Annotated in this window: 23 protein-coding genes and 1 tRNA gene; 14 read left to right on the top strand and 10 right to left on the bottom strand. The window is 61.2% G+C overall.

Going from position 1 to position 17,324, the window contains the following annotated elements; all coding sequences use genetic code 11:
• Positions 1–25: 25 nt before the first annotated feature.
• The gene (locus tag IYY11_RS21390) at positions 26–1,549 is read right to left on the bottom strand and encodes a PLP-dependent aminotransferase family protein (RefSeq protein WP_196405726.1); all 1,524 of its coding nucleotides are present in this window, start codon (positions 1,547–1,549) and stop codon (positions 26–28) included.
• 237 nt (positions 1,550–1,786) lie between these two features.
• Between IYY11_RS21390 and IYY11_RS21385 the strand changes: the two genes are divergently transcribed.
• Positions 1,787–1,984 (top strand): hypothetical protein, encoded by a 198-nt coding sequence (locus IYY11_RS21385; protein ID WP_196405725.1) that lies wholly within the window; start codon positions 1,787–1,789, stop codon positions 1,982–1,984.
• Positions 1,985–2,042: 58 nt separating this feature from the next.
• On the opposite strand, the gene IYY11_RS21380 is transcribed toward IYY11_RS21385, so the two are convergent.
• The 3 genes from IYY11_RS21380 to IYY11_RS21370 form a co-directional block, all read right to left on the bottom strand.
• Positions 2,043–2,321: a hypothetical protein gene (locus IYY11_RS21380; protein WP_029651216.1), complete on the bottom strand. Its 279-nt coding sequence runs from the start codon at positions 2,319–2,321 to the stop codon at positions 2,043–2,045.
• Between the two features lie 123 nt (positions 2,322–2,444).
• On the bottom strand, positions 2,445–2,768 hold the full coding sequence (locus tag IYY11_RS21375) for a hypothetical protein (RefSeq protein ID WP_196405724.1): 324 nt from the start codon (positions 2,766–2,768) through the stop codon (positions 2,445–2,447).
• 98 nt (positions 2,769–2,866) lie between these two features.
• Positions 2,867–2,989, bottom strand: a tRNA-Leu gene (locus IYY11_RS21370).
• A gap of 86 nt (positions 2,990–3,075) precedes the next feature.
• Between IYY11_RS21370 and IYY11_RS21365 the strand changes: the two genes are divergently transcribed.
• From IYY11_RS21365 to IYY11_RS21355, 3 genes are all read left to right on the top strand, one after another.
• Positions 3,076–4,362: a tyrosine-type recombinase/integrase gene (locus IYY11_RS21365; RefSeq protein ID WP_196405723.1), complete on the top strand. Its 1,287-nt coding sequence runs from the start codon at positions 3,076–3,078 to the stop codon at positions 4,360–4,362.
• A 935-nt stretch (positions 4,363–5,297) separates the two neighbouring features.
• Entirely contained in the window at positions 5,298–5,570 is a 273-nt protein-coding gene (locus IYY11_RS21360) for a hypothetical protein (RefSeq protein WP_210331472.1), read from the top strand.
• Positions 5,571–5,855: 285 nt separating this feature from the next.
• Positions 5,856–6,284, top strand: a complete 429-nt coding sequence (locus IYY11_RS21355) for a hypothetical protein (protein WP_196405721.1) — start codon at positions 5,856–5,858, stop codon at positions 6,282–6,284.
• A 155-nt stretch (positions 6,285–6,439) separates the two neighbouring features.
• Here the strand turns inward: IYY11_RS21355 and IYY11_RS21350 are convergent, their stop codons facing one another.
• Positions 6,440–6,634: a hypothetical protein gene (locus IYY11_RS21350; RefSeq protein WP_196405720.1), complete on the bottom strand. Its 195-nt coding sequence runs from the start codon at positions 6,632–6,634 to the stop codon at positions 6,440–6,442.
• Between the two features lie 35 nt (positions 6,635–6,669).
• Here IYY11_RS21350 and IYY11_RS21345 point away from each other — a divergent pair, with 35 nt between their 5' ends.
• The 10 genes from IYY11_RS21345 (at position 6,670) to IYY11_RS21300 (ending at position 13,683) form a co-directional block, all read left to right on the top strand.
• Positions 6,670–7,950 carry an AAA family ATPase gene (locus IYY11_RS21345; RefSeq protein WP_196405719.1) on the top strand — a complete coding sequence of 427 codons (1,281 nt, stop codon included), beginning with the start codon at positions 6,670–6,672 and terminating at the stop codon, positions 7,948–7,950.
• Positions 7,947–8,393: a single-stranded DNA-binding protein gene (locus IYY11_RS21340; RefSeq protein ID WP_196405718.1), complete on the top strand. Its 447-nt coding sequence runs from the start codon at positions 7,947–7,949 to the stop codon at positions 8,391–8,393. The genes IYY11_RS21345 and IYY11_RS21340 overlap by 4 nt, the downstream gene beginning before the upstream one ends.
• A gap of 11 nt (positions 8,394–8,404) precedes the next feature.
• Positions 8,405–8,890, top strand: coding sequence for a hypothetical protein (locus tag IYY11_RS21335; RefSeq protein ID WP_196405717.1), 486 nt, complete (start codon positions 8,405–8,407; stop codon positions 8,888–8,890).
• Positions 8,891–9,170: 280 nt separating this feature from the next.
• A complete protein-coding gene (locus IYY11_RS21330; protein ID WP_196405716.1) occupies positions 9,171–9,845 on the top strand; it encodes a hypothetical protein in 675 nt (224 codons plus the stop codon).
• The gene (locus IYY11_RS21325) at positions 9,838–10,086 is read left to right on the top strand and encodes a hypothetical protein (RefSeq protein ID WP_196405715.1); all 249 of its coding nucleotides are present in this window, start codon (positions 9,838–9,840) and stop codon (positions 10,084–10,086) included. Before IYY11_RS21330 ends, IYY11_RS21325 begins: the two co-directional genes overlap by 8 nt.
• 27 nt (positions 10,087–10,113) lie before the next feature.
• Positions 10,114–10,617 (top strand): hypothetical protein, encoded by a 504-nt coding sequence (locus IYY11_RS21320; RefSeq protein WP_196405714.1) that lies wholly within the window; start codon positions 10,114–10,116, stop codon positions 10,615–10,617.
• A 36-nt stretch (positions 10,618–10,653) separates the two neighbouring features.
• Positions 10,654–10,944: a hypothetical protein gene (locus IYY11_RS21315; RefSeq protein ID WP_196405713.1), complete on the top strand. Its 291-nt coding sequence runs from the start codon at positions 10,654–10,656 to the stop codon at positions 10,942–10,944.
• A gap of 242 nt (positions 10,945–11,186) precedes the next feature.
• Entirely contained in the window at positions 11,187–11,510 is a 324-nt protein-coding gene (locus tag IYY11_RS21310; RefSeq protein WP_196405712.1) for a hypothetical protein, read from the top strand.
• 71 nt (positions 11,511–11,581) lie between these two features.
• Positions 11,582–12,088 carry a hypothetical protein gene (locus IYY11_RS21305; protein WP_196405711.1) on the top strand — a complete coding sequence of 169 codons (507 nt, stop codon included), beginning with the start codon at positions 11,582–11,584 and terminating at the stop codon, positions 12,086–12,088.
• Between the two features lie 914 nt (positions 12,089–13,002).
• The gene (locus IYY11_RS21300; protein WP_196405710.1) at positions 13,003–13,683 is read left to right on the top strand and encodes an SOS response-associated peptidase; all 681 of its coding nucleotides are present in this window, start codon (positions 13,003–13,005) and stop codon (positions 13,681–13,683) included.
• On the opposite strand, the gene IYY11_RS21295 is transcribed toward IYY11_RS21300, so the two are convergent.
• The 5 genes from IYY11_RS21295 to IYY11_RS21275 form a co-directional block, all read right to left on the bottom strand.
• Complete coding sequence (locus tag IYY11_RS21295; RefSeq protein WP_196405709.1) at positions 13,680–13,910, bottom strand: hypothetical protein; 231 nt, start codon at positions 13,908–13,910, stop codon at positions 13,680–13,682. The two genes, IYY11_RS21300 and IYY11_RS21295, sit on opposite strands and share 4 nt — an antisense overlap.
• Positions 13,911–14,371: 461 nt before the next feature.
• Positions 14,372–14,773 (bottom strand): hypothetical protein, encoded by a 402-nt coding sequence (locus IYY11_RS21290; protein ID WP_196405708.1) that lies wholly within the window; start codon positions 14,771–14,773, stop codon positions 14,372–14,374.
• Complete coding sequence (locus tag IYY11_RS21285) at positions 14,770–15,477, bottom strand: hypothetical protein (protein ID WP_196405707.1); 708 nt, start codon at positions 15,475–15,477, stop codon at positions 14,770–14,772. The genes IYY11_RS21290 and IYY11_RS21285 overlap by 4 nt, the downstream gene beginning before the upstream one ends.
• A gap of 180 nt (positions 15,478–15,657) precedes the next feature.
• Entirely contained in the window at positions 15,658–15,990 is a 333-nt protein-coding gene (locus IYY11_RS21280) for an integration host factor subunit alpha (RefSeq protein ID WP_196405920.1), read from the bottom strand.
• Between the two features lie 316 nt (positions 15,991–16,306).
• Positions 16,307–16,714, bottom strand: coding sequence for a hypothetical protein (locus IYY11_RS21275; protein WP_196405706.1), 408 nt, complete (start codon positions 16,712–16,714; stop codon positions 16,307–16,309).
• Between the last annotated feature and the right edge of the window lie 610 nt (positions 16,715–17,324).

Below are 17,324 nucleotides of genomic sequence, written 5' to 3'. Positions count from 1 at the left end.
CCGCAGGGAGAGGGTTTGGCGCGCGCTACGTCTTCAGCGCCTGCGCCAGCCGGGCGATTCCGGTCTCGATTTCTTTTTCGGTGAGCGCGACGAAGCCGAGCATCAGCAGCCGATCGCCGCCATTGACGTCGTCGAAGCGCAGCGCCGAGCCCGTCGCCAGCGAACAGACGCCGACGCCGGCGGCAAGGCCCCTCTTCTCCACCTCGGCCGCGTCCGGAAAACCGTCCGGCAGCTTCCAGACGAGATGCATGCCGGCCTGGTCGCCGTAGATCTCGCAGGCGCCGAAGTGATTCCGCAGCGCGCCCAGCAGCGCGTCGCGCCGATCGCGATAGAGCTGGCGAATACGCCGCAAATGGCGCCCGAACTCGCCGCTCGACATGAAATCCGCCATCGCCGCCTGTTCCAGCCAGCTTTGACCGTTGTTCATCAGCATCTTCATGCGCCGCCCGGCTTCGGCGAGACGGCGGGGCAGCACGACATAGCCGAGCCGCAGGCCGGGCCCCATGCACTTGGAAAAGGTGCCGAGATAGATGACGCGCTCGTTGCGATCGAGCCCCTTCAGCGCCGTCAGCGGCGAACCGACAAAACGGAAGTCGCTGTCATAGTCGTCTTCCATAATGTAGGCGTCGTATTGCGTCGCCCAGGCCAGAAGCTCGAGCCGCCGCTGCAGGCTCATGGTCACGCCGATCGGATATTGATGCGACGGCGTCACATAGGCGACGGCGCCCCTGGTTTTCGGCAGTCGCGACACGTCGAGCCCGTCCTGGTCAACGGGAACGGGATAAAGCGTCGCCCCGAGGCTCTCGAGCACGAAAGCGGCGCCCTGATAGCAGGGCGACTCGACGACGGCGGTGGAGCCCGGCGTGACGAGCAGGCGGCCGACCAGATTGAAGCCGTCCTGGCAGCCGCCGACGATGATGATCTGCTCCGGATCGGCGACGACGCCGCGCGCCGGCGCAAGATGTTTGGCGACGGCGCGCCGCAGTTCCATCAATCCTGCGGCGTCATTGTAGCTCGTGAGATTGGAGCCGACCGCCTTCAGCCGATTCTTGATGTGATGCGACCAGGCCTTGAGTGGAAAGGATCGCGCGTCCGGCCGGCCCACCCAGAAATCGGCGGCGAGACGACGACGCTCCGGGTCGGCGAGGCGATGGGTGCGCAACGCCCCGCAGGGCGGCGGAGCTTCAATCGCGGCGCCCTGCTCTTCCGTCTGCGGCGTGCGGTGATTGGCCGACAGAAACGCCGTGTCCGGCAGATCCGGCGAAACGAAGGTGCCCACATAGGGCTTCGTGCGAATGTATCCTTCGGCGATCAGCCGCTCATAGGCCAACACGGCCGTGTTGCGCGAGACGCTAAGCTGGCTGCTCAGTTCGCGCGTGGTCGGCATCGGATCGTCGCATTTGAGCTGGCCGTTGAGGATCATCGAGCGGATCTGGTCGAAGATCTGGTTCTGCAGAGTGTTCTTGTCTGACTCAGCCAGAATGATCGACAGTTGCACATGCCCGCTCTTGACGATGGGCGCTGGACGATCCGTGGTCGTTAAGGTCATCGCTGCAATCTCCCCTGGGCGCAAGCTAATGCGCTTCTAACCCGCGCGCATAGGTCCACAGGGAACGTAAGCATTGGCGCCAACTTTCGCGCCCGTTGCTAATTAGCACGCCAGCCAGAGAGGAGAACTGTTTCGATCTGGCGCCATCAGGTTGCTTGCTCCTGGCGCTTTTACTTGGACGCACATTGGGGAAAGCTGCGTTCGTTCGCAGAAGCGCCTGAGCAAGGGGAGACCAAAATGCCGTTTTCGAAGTCGCGCTTCGTGCCCGTGGCGTTTTGGGTTGGATTTCTCGCCCTTGGCCTCGCCACCAACGTCAATCACGAGCAAAAGACCCGCGGGGCCGCCCATAGCAGGCAGGAGATGAGCGTCGCCAGCGCCTCGGCCAAGCGCCTGCCGCTGCTGATCCAGGATCGCAATCAGATCGTTCGCGATTAAGCGCGCGGACAATTTACTCCTCGGCGCCGCGTGAGCGGCGTTTTTTTGCGCCAAATTCCTATGGTTTGCGCAGGGGCACGAGGCGGTTCAGCACGGTGATGGACAAGAAGCCGCCGATCCAGGCCCCCACCGCGGCGAACGCCACATAGGCCCAGTTCGACGTATAGCTGATCACCGCGAAGGCCGAGAGCAGATACCAGATGCTGCTCCAGCTCGCGGCGGCGACGCGCCGACGCTCCGACACGGCGGCGTTGAAAAACACATAGACCGCGTCGGTGATGGCGGTCGAGACGGCGACGCCAATTCCGATCAGCGGGTCAATCGCAGGCAGGTCCATGGTCCCCTCCGCTTTCGCCCGGTCAGGGCGGATGGGAGCAGCTATGGACGCCGCAATGGGGCGAGGCAATCGAGTTAGCGAAGGCGGCAGGCGAGCCGCTGCGTCGCCTTATGCCGCCAGCATTCAGTCAGCATCGCTGTCCTTGGAGGGCGGCTTTCCACACGCCCAAATGCACTTCTTCGCGGATTTGCCATCGCAGAACGGTTGATAAAGGGCATAGTACCAGACCGAGTAAGGGATTTGACCGTAAGGGCGCGTCGGGGCGACCCCTGGCGTGCGAAGGATCGGCAAGCATTTTTTGGGCGCTTTTGCTTGATCTTTCGACTGGGCCGCGCCGGCGGCAAGGGTGACGCCAAGCAGGGTCAGGAACAGATATTTCCACATACGCTGGCCCTGCATGTTCAACCGAAGCAAGACGCCAGATGGCGTGCGGATATGCTCGGGCAAGCGACCAGCTATAGTTTCGCGCGTGACGGCGGGTGACGCATGGTCGGGTCAATGTTGCAAGGCTTGCGGCGATGGGCGACCAAAATGGGTCGCTTAAATGGTGGGCGCGACAGGGATTGAACCTGTGACCCCTACGATGTCAACGTAGTTGAATAGGGATTATCTGGGTTTTATCCTGCTTCCATGACTTTACCAAGCAACTGATTTATGGGATATTCCCCTTTACGTTCATGTATCGAGTTTACCCGGATTTTCCGCATTCTGCTTCCAACCTGCTTCCAAAACTGCTTCCAAGATCGGCCCGCCCATGCCCAGGCTCACCAAGACCCTCGTCGACGCGCTCGACCCAGCCGGCAAGAATTCCTTCGTTTGGGATAGCGACCTTTCCGGCTTTGGCGTCCGCCTCATGGCGTCAGGACGGATGACCTATGTCGTGCAGTATCGGACCGCCGCGGGTGCGACCCGCCGGCTGACGCTCGCCAGTGTTGGCGCCATCGCGCCAGACGAAGCGCGCAAAGTCGCCCGGCTTCGGCTCGCCGATGTGGCCCACGGCCGCGATCCGTCCGAAGAGCGGCGCGCAGCCCGTGAAGCCAGCCGGCCGATGACCGTCGCCGAGCTGTGCGAGCAATATCTCCAGGCCGCGCGCCATGGGCACGTCACGACGCGCTTCGGCCGATCGAAGCGCGCCGCGACAGTCGCGATCGACGAAGGCCGCGTCTCACGTCACATCGTCCCGCTCATCGGCAAGAAGCCAGCCGGCGAGCTGACACGCGCTGACATTCAGCGCATGGCCGACGCCATCGCCGCCGGCAAAACGGCGACTCATGTCAGGACGCGAGCCCGCGGCGTCGCGCGCGTCACCGGAGGCGCGGGAACCGCCGCGCGCGTCGTGGAACTGTTAGGCGGCGTCTGGACGTGGGCCGAGAAGCGCGGATTGGTGTCGGGACAGAACCCGGCGCGCGGCGTCGACAAGGCCCGCGGCGAGGCCCAGGAGCGCGTTCTTTCGATCCATGAGCTTGGCGCGCTCGGCGAGGCGATGGAACGCGCCAGAGACGCCGCGCCGCTCGCTGTGGGCGCGTTGCGCCTGATAGCGCTCACCGGCCTGCGGCGCGACGAAGCTTGCGGCCTGCGATGGAGCGAAGTGGACTTCGAGGGCTCATGCCTTCGCTTGGCGCAGACCAAGACCGGCCGCTCAACGCGCGCGATCGGCAAGGCGGCGATCGAGCATCTGCGCTCCCTGCCCCGCCTCAGCGACGAATTCGTATTCCCGAGCCGATCGGGCAAGACCCACGCGGACCTGAAGAAGCAGCTCGCGGCGATCTTCGACGCCGCAAAGCTGACCGACGCGCGATCGCAGGCGCTTCGCCGGACGTTCGCGACGCTGGCCGACGAGGCAGGCTGCGGCGACGCGACGGTCGGCGAGCTGCTTGGGCACGCGAAGCGCGGAGTGACGCAACGATCCTATGTGCGCCGGCCCGATGCGGCGCTTGTCGCCGCAGCAACCAGGGTCGCGCAGACGATCGCCAACGCGATCGACCGGACCGGCGGAGAAGTGGTGTCGATCCAGCCTCGCGAAAACACAACCGCCAGCTGAACTGCGTGAGCACACTCGCCTATCCTGACCCCTTCCAACGCCTTCCAACGCCAAAAATCGCCCTTCCAACGCCTTCCAACGCCTTTCCAACCACCCTTTTTGCCCCTTCCAACGCCCTTCCAACGCTTCCAACGGAGGCTTCCAACTCCCCCCTTATACCCCCCAGGCGTTGGAAGCCCGCCTCGGGGCCGCTTGGAGCGCCCCTCGCGGGCGCCAACGCTTCGCGCTCGGGTTCCGAAATCCTGAGCCGCGTCTCTCGCGCGTCTCAACCATCACCTTTCGAGCATCTCGCACGCCCACACCTCGCCCCGATGCGTCAGCGTCGCGTGAAGAACGCAACTCCCCCCGCCGAGGAGTGCGCCGCCACGACTCAGAAACCGGCCGCCCGTCGCCGAACCGATCGCCGGGCTACTTCCCACGCTGACAGCGCGAAACACGCACCAGCGACTCGCCATGGCGATTTTCACGCTTATTGCCTTTCGCCAGCCCGCCGAGCCCTCGCTCATCTCCGTCCGCCCCACCACCTTCGCGACGCGATCCCTCGACCTTCGCTCGACCGAACATGTGCGCGTCGGCCGGCGGGCTCATGCCTCGCGCGCGCGTAGGATCGGCCGTGTGAAAGAACGACTTGCGGAACGTCATCGCGCTGATAGCAAAAGCGCGATCTTGGGTAGAAAATCTAGCCGCCCAATCGCGCCGTATGGGTAGATTTAATACTCATTTTATTCTTTAACATCAGTGATTTACATCAATCGCAAGCGCTGCTATGAAGAAGCAGCCGGGCGAGACGTTGCAGCGCCGAGCCCGGCCTAACCACAGCTGGTTTCGGAGACCGAACCATGGCTAATGCTCAACATACTCGAATTGTGTCCGCGCAAGCATCTCCTCGGCAAGGACCGGCCGGCGCGGACCCGATCTTTGCGGCGATCGCCGCCATGAAGCGCGCGTCGACTAAATACAAGGCCGCAGAAGCCGAGGCCGAGTTATCCGCCACTCACGACGAAGCTGCGGATGCCGCAGGTAGCGCTAAATTTGACGCCGAGTTCGCCGTCATCGACATGACGCCAACGACACGCGCGGGCGCCATAGCGCAGCTGCGCGTCCTCGCGACGCTCCTCGACAGAGAAATGCCGGCCGACGCCGTCGTCGTGGGGACCAGCGAGACGATCCGTCGGGCGCTTGCAGTTATCGAGAAGAACCCGCGCTGATCCATTGCGGCCGCAACTGAACGCGGACACCCTGACACAGGGCGCGCGAGTACGTCTCGCCGCCTTTCCTCGAGGAGCGGTGCAGATCGGCCCGACGGCCCTCGCGCCAGCCACCGAGCGCCAAAAACAAATCAATCAGAGAACATCACTAAATTTCAATGCCTTATGGCAAAGGCAAAAATAATACACCAAAAGTCTCCCGCGGCTCGACAGATGACATACAGCCGGCAAAACTGACGTTTCAATGCATAACCTATTGAGTTGACTCTTACGCGTTGAGCAACGTTGGGTGACTACTTGGTGTATATTTTATACCCTTTACCGAGTATATTTTCTACCACTTTGGCTTTTATTTATATCGCTGGTATCATCTCCGTGTATTCAATAAAGCGGAGACGCGACGTGTCAGAACCTAAGAAATTAATCACGCCCGAAAAGGCCGTCGAGCTCTTGCGCGAGCGCTATGGTTTCGGGTCGGTTGCCTCGCTGGCGAAGTGGAGAACGACCGGCGGCGGCCCGCGTTTTCGAAAACTAGATCGCTTCGTTCTCTACGACTCCGACGATCTAATTGCCTGGGCCGAGGCGAAGATCAGCCAGCCCTTCTCATCCACCAGCGAGGCTGAAAGCGGCCGTCCCTGCGCGGAAGGACACCGCCGTGGCCGCCCGAGAAAAGGGACACAAGAAGAGCGTCAGGAGCCCGCCGGGACGGCGTAGTCGAGTGCAGGAGAGTAGCGAGTTAGTCGCAGCCGCCGGCACCAAGGACGCCGACAATGAACGCCACCGCCATTGCCGCGGAGGCCGGTCACTCCCGCGAAGACGCGACCGGCGCATATTTTCCGACGAACGAAATGAACCTAGCGCCCGCGCCGTCAGCAGTCGCCGCACCGGCTCCATGCGATTTTTCGAAACTCCCGGCGGCAATTATCGATGCTGAGTTCGCCGAGCGCGGCGATCTTCTCGCCCGCGCGGGCGGACTTATCGAGCACTGTGCGCTGTCCGGAGATCGACCAAGCCTCGAGCGCGCTATCCGCGCGGCACGATCCATCACGCTCGACCTCTGCCAACTCTTCCTTGAAGTCTGCGCGAACGAGGCTTCGCGATGAATGCCGATCCATCGGCCTTCGCAGAGGCGGCGCGCGAATGGCGCGAACAGCGGGAAAAGCCGGCGGCCGTGCGGCTGGTATCGGCGGAACCAATCCTCGACGCCTCCGACGCGATCTCCATAGCCGAGCCGGAATACGTCAGGCGTGACCAAGAGGCCATCGGCGAGAAGATTGGCCAAACGAATTACGGCGACGAGAAGAAGATCGAACTGCCGATCGTTTGCGCCTCCGATCTTGACCCCGAGAAAGCTCCCCACCGGCGCTGGCATGTCGCCGATCTCATCCCCGCGGCGAACGTGACCATTCTTTCAGGTGACGGCGCGACCGGCAAAAGCTTGCTCGCACTTCAGTTGGCCGCGGCAACTGCCACCGGCACGGAATGGATTGGCACGGCGCCGGCTCCCGGCCGCGTCTTGTTCCTGTCAGCCGAAGACGAGCTCGACGAGTTGCACCGCCGGCTTGCCGCGATTAACCGCGAGCGCGCCGATTTGTCAGAATTGTTTATCTGCCCACTCGCAGGCGCAGACGCAGTGATGGCCTCCCCCACACCACGCGATGGCCTGCTTGCAGAAACGCCAATCTTCGCCGCGCTAAAGCGCGAGGCGAACAAACTGAAACCTGCGCTGATCGTTCTAGACACTCTCGCCGACATTTTCGGCGGAGACGAGATCAAGAAAGTTCATGCACGCCAGTTCATCGCCATGTTGCGCGGCGTTGCGCTTGAGAATGACGCCGCGATTGTACTTCTCTCACACCCGTCCCTTAGCGGAATGGCGAGCGGTTCCGGCACGTCCGGCAACACAGCCTGGAACAACTCTGTTCGGTCAAGGCTCTACTTCGAGAGGCGAAAGAACGCCGATGGCTCGGAAGACGATACCGATATTCGAAGTTTGAGCGTCAAGAAGGCCAATAGAGCCGCAAGCGGCGCCCCGATCGTTGTTCGCTATAGCGACGGAAGGTTCGTCCTCGATAAGGATTGCTCATCGTCTTCTGAACAAGAACGAAGAGCCGAGCGCGTCTTTCTCTCACTGCTTGCGCAGTTCGATAGCGAAGGCCGCGCCGTGTCGCATTTGCCTTCAAACGCATATGCGCCGGCATTGTTCGCCAAACATCAAAATGCGGAACGTCTCGGAAAGGCAAAACTCTCGGCGGCGATGGATCGCTTGTTTGCGAAGGCTGCAATCCGCGTCGAAGAGACCGGCCCGCCGTCTAAGCGCCGCCAGCGAATTGTTGCTGCGCAGAAGCTAGAGACACAGGAGACGGAGAATTCTCGATGACCGCGCGCGCCCTCATCACAGGAACGCTCTTCCGTGCGCCCGAGCGCAAAGTCTCGCGCAATGACCGACCTTTCGTCCAGGCGACCGTCAAAACCAAAGACGGTGATGCTTCGACATTCTGGCGCGTCTTCGCGTTCAGCGAAAGCGTGCAGGAGGAATTGCTCAGGCTGCACGATGGCGACGCGCTGTCTGTGTCAGGATCGATGCGCGCGGAGATATGGGCGCCGGACGGCAAGGAGTCCCGTGTCAGTCTTACGCTGACAGCAGACGCGATCCTGCCTCTTCGGCGAGAAAAGCAGCCACGCGAGAAGCAGCGAGCCGGCGCGCCCCGCGGATCAGCCGCCCCCCATGATCGCTCGAGCAGCGCCAGGCGCGCCGTCGGCCATCGCTCGCCAAGCGCACCTCACGGCTGGCACGAGAGCGACGCCGACATTCCATTCTGAAAGGCCCGACCATGATCCTTGGAATTGACCCTGGCCTCGATGGCGCGATCGCGGTTCTGACCGACGGCGGCGATCTGCTCGAAATCCACGACATGCCGACTTTGCTCGATGGAGCCAAAGGCAGGCGCGCGGTCAATCCGGCGCTCTTCGCCACCATCATCTATTCGACGCACGCGAGCCGCGCATATTGCGAATTGATCGGACCTCGCCCGACGGACGGGACGACGGGCGCTTTCGGCTTCGGCCGCACGCGTGGGATCATCGAGGGCGTGCTCGCGGCCGCCGGCATTCCTCTCGAATTGATCGCGCCGCCCGTCTGGAAACGCGCATCTAACATCGCGCCGGGCAAGGAGAACAAGGACAGCGCCCGCAGCGTCGCAATCTCCCGTTGGCCTTCGCAGGCCGCCATATTCGCGCGCAAGTGCGACTGCGACCGCGCCGAGGCCGCGCTGATCGGCCTCGCGGGCTTGCTGCGGGAAAGGAAGGTTGCGGCGTGATCCGCTCAGCGACGAACCCGCGAAAGGCCGAAGTGCTCAAGCAGCTGCGCAAGGGCAAACTGACTGTCGAGCAGGCCGCAAAACTCGCAGACGTTCCTGTGTCAGGAATTGTCGGCTGGGCGAAGCTCGCAAAAATCCCCCTCCCGGAAAAGTATCTCCAGCCCCGTCGCTCGCCTTCGGGGGCGCGTTGAGACCAAATTTTTTCCGGTGCGTTGCGACCAAAATTGCTTCGCGCGTAGGCTTTCGGCGCAATTTCAATCGCATCGCTGACACGCCTGACATGAACGAGACGCACGAGACGCAGGAAACCGAAGCGCCGAAGAACCGAATGCAGGTTCTCGGGCATGAACGGCCGTCGAAAAAGAAGCCGCTGACCGCGCTCGACGCGAAGGCGAAATTGTTGATCGAATATCAGATTTCTGGATGCCCCCACGCGTACGTCAGCCAATACACGCGCGCCGCTCCCACCGAATTCGACCCAGATGCGCGCCGGCCGCTTGAGCCCGGCGAGCCTCTCAAGTTGGAAGAGGCCGCAGATTTACTACGCACTCGCCGAAGGCACGCGCGCTGGATCATGGCGCAGCCAATCGCTCAGAAGGAGTTGGCTCTGCAACTCCAGGCGATGCGCGACGGCCACCGAGCCGAAGCGCTCAATACGGTCGTCGCTGTCATGCGCGACCGCGGCGACGGCAAGGCCGCTGACAAAAAAGTCAGAATTCAGGCCGCGAGCATGATCCTCGGCGACGCGGTCGGCCAAACGCCCGCAAAGTCGAACGTGCAAGTTAATGTCGGCGTGAACCTCACGGCCGGAATCGTAATACGATTGCCCAGCAACCTCCCGCAGACGCCTCTCGAAAGCGGCGTCGAGCCCAAATCGATCGTCGACACGCACCCGCTCAGCCGCGAGCAGCGGATGCTCACGCGCGTGGAAAGCAACGAGGCCGCCGATGACTGACCTGCGCGCGTTCATCAAGAGCCTGCCGAATGCGGGCGACCTCGACCCCGCTAAACGCACGGCGAACGAACGCGAGATCGAACGCCGTGTAAGCTCGTTGCCGGCCAGCGAGCGCGCGAAGTTTGAGACGACGCTCCGGGATATGGCCAGCGAGCAACATCGCAGCCTGAATTTCGAGACGAAATGGGCAGCGGCGAAACAGGCGCAACAGCTCAAAGAGCAGTTATCGAGTTCGAAGTAGCCCGCCTCCCGAGCAAGGACAAAAGATATGCCGCTTCAGCCCAACGCCCTTCCCTTCGCGCCGCCGACTCTGGCGGCTCCCTTCGACGCCGCTCTCGCATTCGGCACGAACGCCGTCGCCGAAACCAAGACTTCGACCGGCTACTTCGGCGCGCCGACGCAGCTCGATATCGGCCAAGGGCACGTGCGCGGCGAATGGGTGATCAACATCACGGCCCTCGACCAGGTGACTGGCGATGAGAGCTGCACCTTTCACTTGCTTGGCTCGAATGACGTGGCTTGGGCAAACGGCAACGTCGAAATTCTGCAATCGCAGAATTTTGGCGGCGCATCCGGCCGTGCTTTCGCGACCATCCCCGGCGCCACTCCAGCGCCCGGCGCTTCGGCTTACGGGCCGGCGGGAACGCGCAGCCAGTTTCCCTTCAGCAACATGAAATCGGGCATCGTCTACCGCTATCTGCGTTGCTACGCGGTGATCGGTGGCACGACGCCATCAATCACAGCAAACACGTTCCTGTCGCTCGGCATGTGACGAAGTGACGAACGCTGCGCAAAAAGGATCACGACCATGATTTTGGCAACCATAGCCGCGCCGACAGGCATTCTTGCGGCGCTGGACAAGCGCGCGGCTCAGCGCAACGAGTCGCACGCGAAACTCTTGTCGCGCGCCGGTCTTGTGCAGGATGACTGGGATGCGCTCGCCGTCGCGCTCGGCGGCGCAAACGCAGTGAACTTGCGCCGTCTCTTGAATGCGTCTCAGGCGGCGCTTTGCGTGATTGAGCAATCGACCGCCATCCAGGAAAACAGCTCCGCCTCGCACAATGCGGCGATCACGTCGCATTTTGGCGACCTTAGCTAATGACCGACGCGCCGCCCGATAGACCACCAGCATGGGCTCCGTGCGAGCGCGTCATTCCGCTCGGAAATCAACGACCGCCAACGTCGGAGGAAATCTGGAACGAGCTAGTCGATCGCGGATGGCGTCGGCGAAATTTGCCTACCGAGGAAGACGAGCGCGCGATCGAACGCCGCAAGAGATCGCGTCGGCGAGTTTGGTAAACATTGAGCGCTAGCAGCGCGGTTGAAGGAAGGAAACGAGTGATGGAAAATCGTGGTTATGTTCGATTTGTCGGCGGCGAAACCAAATGCTTTGCGAGCACGAGCAAGCCGAAAGGAATTCTCGCCAGCATCTTGCGCACGCTCGAGACTCGCGGCGTCACGCGTCGGCAGATTGAAGATCAAGGCATCGATATCGAAGCCATGGAGCAGGCCTTCGCAAAAATCGATGAGCGGCAATTTCAGATGCTGCTCAATCTGGATCACTTTCATCCCATCCAGATCGTGGTGATCGAGGCAATGGAGCGTCACGCTCCGAGCGTGGCGATCGACTCGCGCGACCCCGGCACGATGTTTGGCCGTTTCTGACATGGAAGCGCGCGCGCCTCTCGAGCGGCTGCAGGCGCTCATCGCGTCCGAACCGAAAGGCCAGGCCTGACATGGGCGTGGCCGCCGGCCTTTCTCTCGCCGCCACCGGCCTGCAGGCGGGCGGCTTTTTCCTGAAGGGGCAAGCAGCCGCCTCGAACGCGCGCGCGCAGGGCCAAAGCACCGGGTTCTCGCGCTTCTACGACGCGATGCAGGCGCAGATTGCGGCGCAGGCCGGCGAACTGAAGGCGACCGAGACTGACACGTTCCTGCGCCGACGCACAGAGGGCGCGCTGGCGAACATTGACGCGGTGCTCGCGGGTACGGGCACGGTCGACAGCTCGCCGTCGTCGTGGGCGGTCAAGAACCGCTTCGAATATCTCGCTGACGAGGCGCGCACGTCGCAGACGGGCAACATCCGCCGGCAGGCGCAAGCCGATCGCAACCAGGCCCAGCTCTATGCGTTGAGCGGCGTGAACGCGATCAACGCCGCCAACGACAACGCGCGCGATCTTGACACGCTGGGCCTGCTCAGCAGCGGCGGGTCGATTTTCAAGCGCCTGCTCCCGTCGAGTGACTGACCCCCCGAGATAGCGTTCGCGGCGGCCCGCAACGTCACGCCGAGCTGCGGCGCAAACTGGATTGCGCGCGGGAGTGGCGCGAAGATCATCGTCGCCATCGCTACGAAGCAGCTGCAGGGGAGCCTGGACACAAATCAGCGCTTCGGCCTCAACCGCATCTCCACGAACCTCAATTTGGAGTCGCCGCCTACGGCGCATCTTCAGTCAACCCCGCAGCCGCTCGCCACTCCGCCCCCCGCATCGCCGCCTCAACCAATCGAGCCTGCGACCCAAAGCGTCGAAGACCAGATCAAGCGTGAGAAGCTTCTCCACGCGCAGCTCGCCAGGCGCGAAGATCGCGGGCTCGCGCTGCGATGCGTTCCCCGCTTCGCCCCGCCGTCGGCGCTCAACAAAAATTCGCCGGACCAACTCGCCATAATTTGATCACTCGCCGAGCACGAAGAATTCGTTCGTTAGTGGAGGCGGGGAATGAAAACGGAAGCACCCAGGATTTTCTCATAAACAAGCTTCCAAATGGCGCGCGATTTGATTGGTAATTCGCTCGTATAGGAGCTGTCAGCGTAAAATGATTTCTATAGGGAAAATGTGAAACACCCCGAATTTCACCGACTACATCACCACCACCCCAGCATTTTTGTGACGCCAGCAAGCGCGATACTGGCAGCGATTGCGCATGAGATATAAAAGTCACGAAGATGAGTTTGCAATTTTCCCCGTCCCCCCCTTTTTTTATGAAACAATTATTTACTACGCCAAGCAAGAGTGTATTTGTTATGCAGTCTAAGCTATTCGAGCGACGTGATTTTTTTAGAATTGGCATACTGGGGATTACTGCCTTTCAAGTCAAAATTCGACGCAACACTCCATACGTGCGCGACGGTTGATGTGTCTGACGTTCTCGCTATGCTCCCGCCATGTGCGGACGCTTCACGCAACATCTGTCTTGGGAAGAACTTCACCGGCTCGCCGACCTGATCGGCCAGCCGCGAAACCTCGGGCCCCGCTACAACATCGCGCCGACAACCAGAATTGAGGTCCTCCGTCCTACATCGGGCGGCAGTGACCTTGTTCCCATGCGATGGGGGCTTCTGCCCTCTTGGTGGAAAAAGCCGCTGAGCGAGCTTCCCTCGACGTTTAACGCCCGCGCCGAGACGGTCGCCGAGAAGCCGATGTTTCGATCGGCGTTCAAGAGCCGGCGCTGCGTCATTCCGGCGCCCGGCTTCTATGAGTGGACGGGCGCCAAAGGCGCGAAGACGCCCCACTATTTCAGCGCGCCCGATGGTCGGCCTCTCGCCTTCGCTGCGCTATGGGAGACATGGCGCGACGCCGAAAGCGACGCACAGGTCGACTCCGCCACGATCATTGTCGGCGCGGCGAACAATTGGATGACGCGCTTTCACGATCGCATGCCGATCATTCTCGACTGGCGAGACGCCGGCGCATGGATGGCGGGAGACGATCCTGGCGCGCTGTTGCATCCGCCGCCAGAGGATGCGCTGCAGGAATGGATCGTCTCGCCTCGGGTGAACCGCTCGGGCGTCGGCGACGCTGATCCGACGCTGATTGCCGAGATTTTTGCGACCCGCGATTTTTAGGCGGAAAGTGCTTTGTGTCCCTCTTCGGAAGTCCAAGCCTCAATCAAGTTCGGCCCGTCGTAAAGTTCCACGCGGTGGCTGTCGGCCGAACCTCTATAGCGCGCGACGGCTCCGCCGAAGGAACTCCATGCCTGGCTCGCACCATGGTCTCGCAGTGTTCCGACTTGTTTGTCCTTTTTCCAGATGACAATGTTGTATCGAGGCTCGCTTGATCGATCGGCGTTCATTGTCGCGCTCCTAAATTCGAATCGCGTGATCAATACTCTCACACTCGATGAGTCAGGATCATGGCGGAAAGTAAGAAGGAGAACGCCACGGCTGTGATCGAATGCGCCTTAGCGGCGTTGACGCATCTGGAAGGGGCGCAGAAATCGATCATCCTGTGCGCCCGCGCACTGTGCCTTCCGACCAGACGCGCAATGATTTGAACGTTGCAAAAACCTTGCGCTTTTCGAAGCGATCAGGGGCCAGCCCCCAGGGCCGGCCCCTTTTCTGTGCGTGGAAGATGCGGGCGGTGTCGCGCTCGCCTATGTTTATTTCGAGGACAACCTGGCCGGAGGGGGCTCGTCAATCGCCGCGGAGCCCGTCACGCAGACGGTCGCGCACGCTATGTCAGATGCCGCGAACGCGAGGTGACGATCATGCCGGACTGGCCGGACTATCAAGCGAGGGGTGAGCGCCTTCCATACTACGGCTTTAGCTGTCGGAATCGAGTGGTGGTTTTCATGGGCAGTTCGAACATCGCGCCACCTTCCACGCGGCCAGCGAGATCGACAATGCCTTCCCATAGCGCCAGCAGGCGCTCAGCCTGCTTAGTGATCTTGCTCTTGTAAAGGCTGGGAGACATGAAGAAGCCGATGAGCTTAGAGTTTCGGAATGCGTGATACTCCGCTTTGTTCCTCGTTATACGCCGATCCGCCGATATGACGATCCATCGGCCTTCCCGGCCGAGCGCTTCGATCCATTCAACGTCAGTAACGCGTGGACCAAACCTATCGCGAAGATGGATGATCTCATGTTCTCCAGCAAAAAGGGCGTTTAGGGCTCTAGCGAGCGCTGGAGGAAGGTGCTCGTCGAGGAGAACTTTCACGCCGCGAGGAGGGATTCTTCAAATTTCACTGCATCTCGAACAACTGACGCGGAAACTTCATAAATCTTCGCGACGCGCTCAACTGACCCCTCGACTTTCAGGGCGTCCGCAAGCACGACAGTTGGCACGCCGAAATTAGCTGTGATGGGTTGGCCAAAGGCGCGTTTCGGGTCGAGCACGATGGTGTCCTTCCCGTTGAGAGGCCGCCAACGAGCAACCGCCTCATCGGAAATATCCAAATCCTTGAAGCTTCGCTCGATAACGCGTTTGAATACGAATTGGCGCTTCTTGAGATCAAGCAGCTCCGTGTCGCCGGACTGCTTCAGGCTATCGAGAAAAATGGTTCTGCCATCGGTCTTGAACCGCCGCGTGGAAAACGGCCGGTCGTCATTCGCGCACTCGCGCGCGTATTCCAGACAATTGCGGATGGTCTTTAGCCCCAAGCCGGCGTCGATGAACGCCTGAACGAAGCGGAGCTCGATCAGATCGCGAAAGCCGAGCTCAATGTGGTCGTCTAGCCTTGGAATCTGCGGCGTCCACAGCGGAGGAATTTCAACCGCCATGCCTCGATTCTTATGAGAATACCCACCAAGCCACCGGCGAATGTTGCGTGCCGGCGTCTTGATCAAACGTGACGCCTCGGGAACCGTATAGGAACCGATTCCGATCGGCACATCCTCAAAACGTCTGGCGGCAGGGTGCATGAATCAAGCTATACGACGATCGTTGCTTAAAGCCCATAGCGGAACGTTGAGCGTCGACGGGACAGTCCCGCCCCTGGGGCACAAAAACGCCCCGCCGTTACATCCACGGTCGGGGCGTTTTGTTGCGACGGAGCACCGACGCTGACGCAATGCTACGCCCTCACAGCATGCGCCGCAACGTCAAGCGTCGCCGTTGATTTTTGCGAGCATGATGTTGGACGGCTTGAAGGAGACGACCAGCCGCGCCGAAATCTTGGCGCTTACGCCCGTTTTCGGATTGCGCCCCAGCCGCTCCTTTTTGGCCCGCACCAGAAAGGTGCCGAAGGAGGAGAGCCTGACTTCTTCGCGTGCGACGATGCACTCGAAAATTTCTTCAAGCACTATGTCAATGTATTTCGCGCATTCGGCCCGTGGCACGCCGACTTTTCGGTGGATCGCGTCTGCGAGTTCCGAACGAGTCACGCTGCCCCTCTTGGCGCCGGAGCACGAAAGTTCAGTTCGAGACAAGGTCATGCTATCTGTCATAAGTATAAGCGACCGCATGCTGCACGGCACCGAAACGAGCGTCAAGCCTCATTCGCGGCATCATGCGGCGGACCTTACGCCGACCCGTATATCGCCCTGACGGCCGCTGCGTCTTCGCCCAGCCCGGAACACAAATCGTGTCGCCGGCGAATTTGGGTCACGGCGGGGTTGAGCGGCAGATCGGCGGCAAAGGCTGTCGCGCATAGGGCAACGAGCGCGGCAACCGCCAATCTAGCGGCATTCACTTCGGCGCCGCTCCTTTTTCCTTGGCTGACACGAATTCCCCCGCGACGGGAACAGCGGCTCAGTCGCGGGCTGCTTTGGCAGTACCGAACAGCTCGACAACCAGCGTTGCAAGTTCGGCAGCTGCCGGATCATTGTGATACCGGCCGGCGCGCAAGAAACACATCACCGATATCGCGGCGTAAGAACAGCATCCCATAAACCCGGCGGCATCGCGCTGATCCACGAATAATTCCGAGATTTCTTCGGCGAGCGCGCCCATCTGCCCAATCGTAGCGAGAGCGTTAATGTCAAAAGGCCCCAGAAAGCCGCCTTGGACACCCGAGTGTTCAGCTACTTTATCAGCAGCGAATATCATCGCATTGGCGAGCGCGTTCTTTTGGCGACGATCCCTTTCCATAAATTCACCGAGAATGCTCGACGCCCTATTGATGTAGCTGATATGCGTGAAATCGGGATAATCGGTCATAAAATGCTCGACTGGAAAAAATTTTCGCCGCGAGTCTGAAACAAGGCGCTTAAGAAAAGCGAAAAGCCGGACAGCAGGTCGCCGGTAAATTGCGCAGGGTTCGCAAGACCATCCGCGCCAGCGCCAGCGAAGGAAATTTAAGCAATAATCCGCCTTCCGCTAATCCCGGCTAAGCGCCAAGCGGAAATGGGGAGCCACCCTAGACCGTATACCCGAGATGCCCGATATCGGGGGCCAGCCGCCCGGCCGCGAGGAACCCCCGCGAGGTTTGCCGTTCAAGTCTCGGATGCGGGCATAGCCAGCGGCGGCGTTTGCCCGGCGCGGAAGCCCTCATGGAGGTGAAGACGCCCGGTCGTCTGCCCCCGGATGGCCTCTTCGACCAATGCGCCGCGGTGGCGGGCAATTTATCTGAGGCTCGATCGGCTCTCGCCGGGCTGGAAAGTCTCTCGCGGAAGTGGTATCCAATTACCGCAAGTCGGCGGTGTCCGTTTCAGCAACCGCACGATGGCCCGGCCGAGTTTGCCTCTCGCGCCGGGCCCATCACCCTCCCAGCGCCGCAAAAAATTCCAACGCACCGCCACCGTTTTGTCAAGGAAGCCTTGACACGTAA

The sequence above is a fragment of the Methylocystis sp. H62 genome (genome assembly GCF_015709515.1).
GTDB lineage: Bacteria > Pseudomonadota > Alphaproteobacteria > Rhizobiales > Beijerinckiaceae > Methylocystis.
This window is presented reverse-complemented; position numbering and strand designations above follow the sequence as displayed.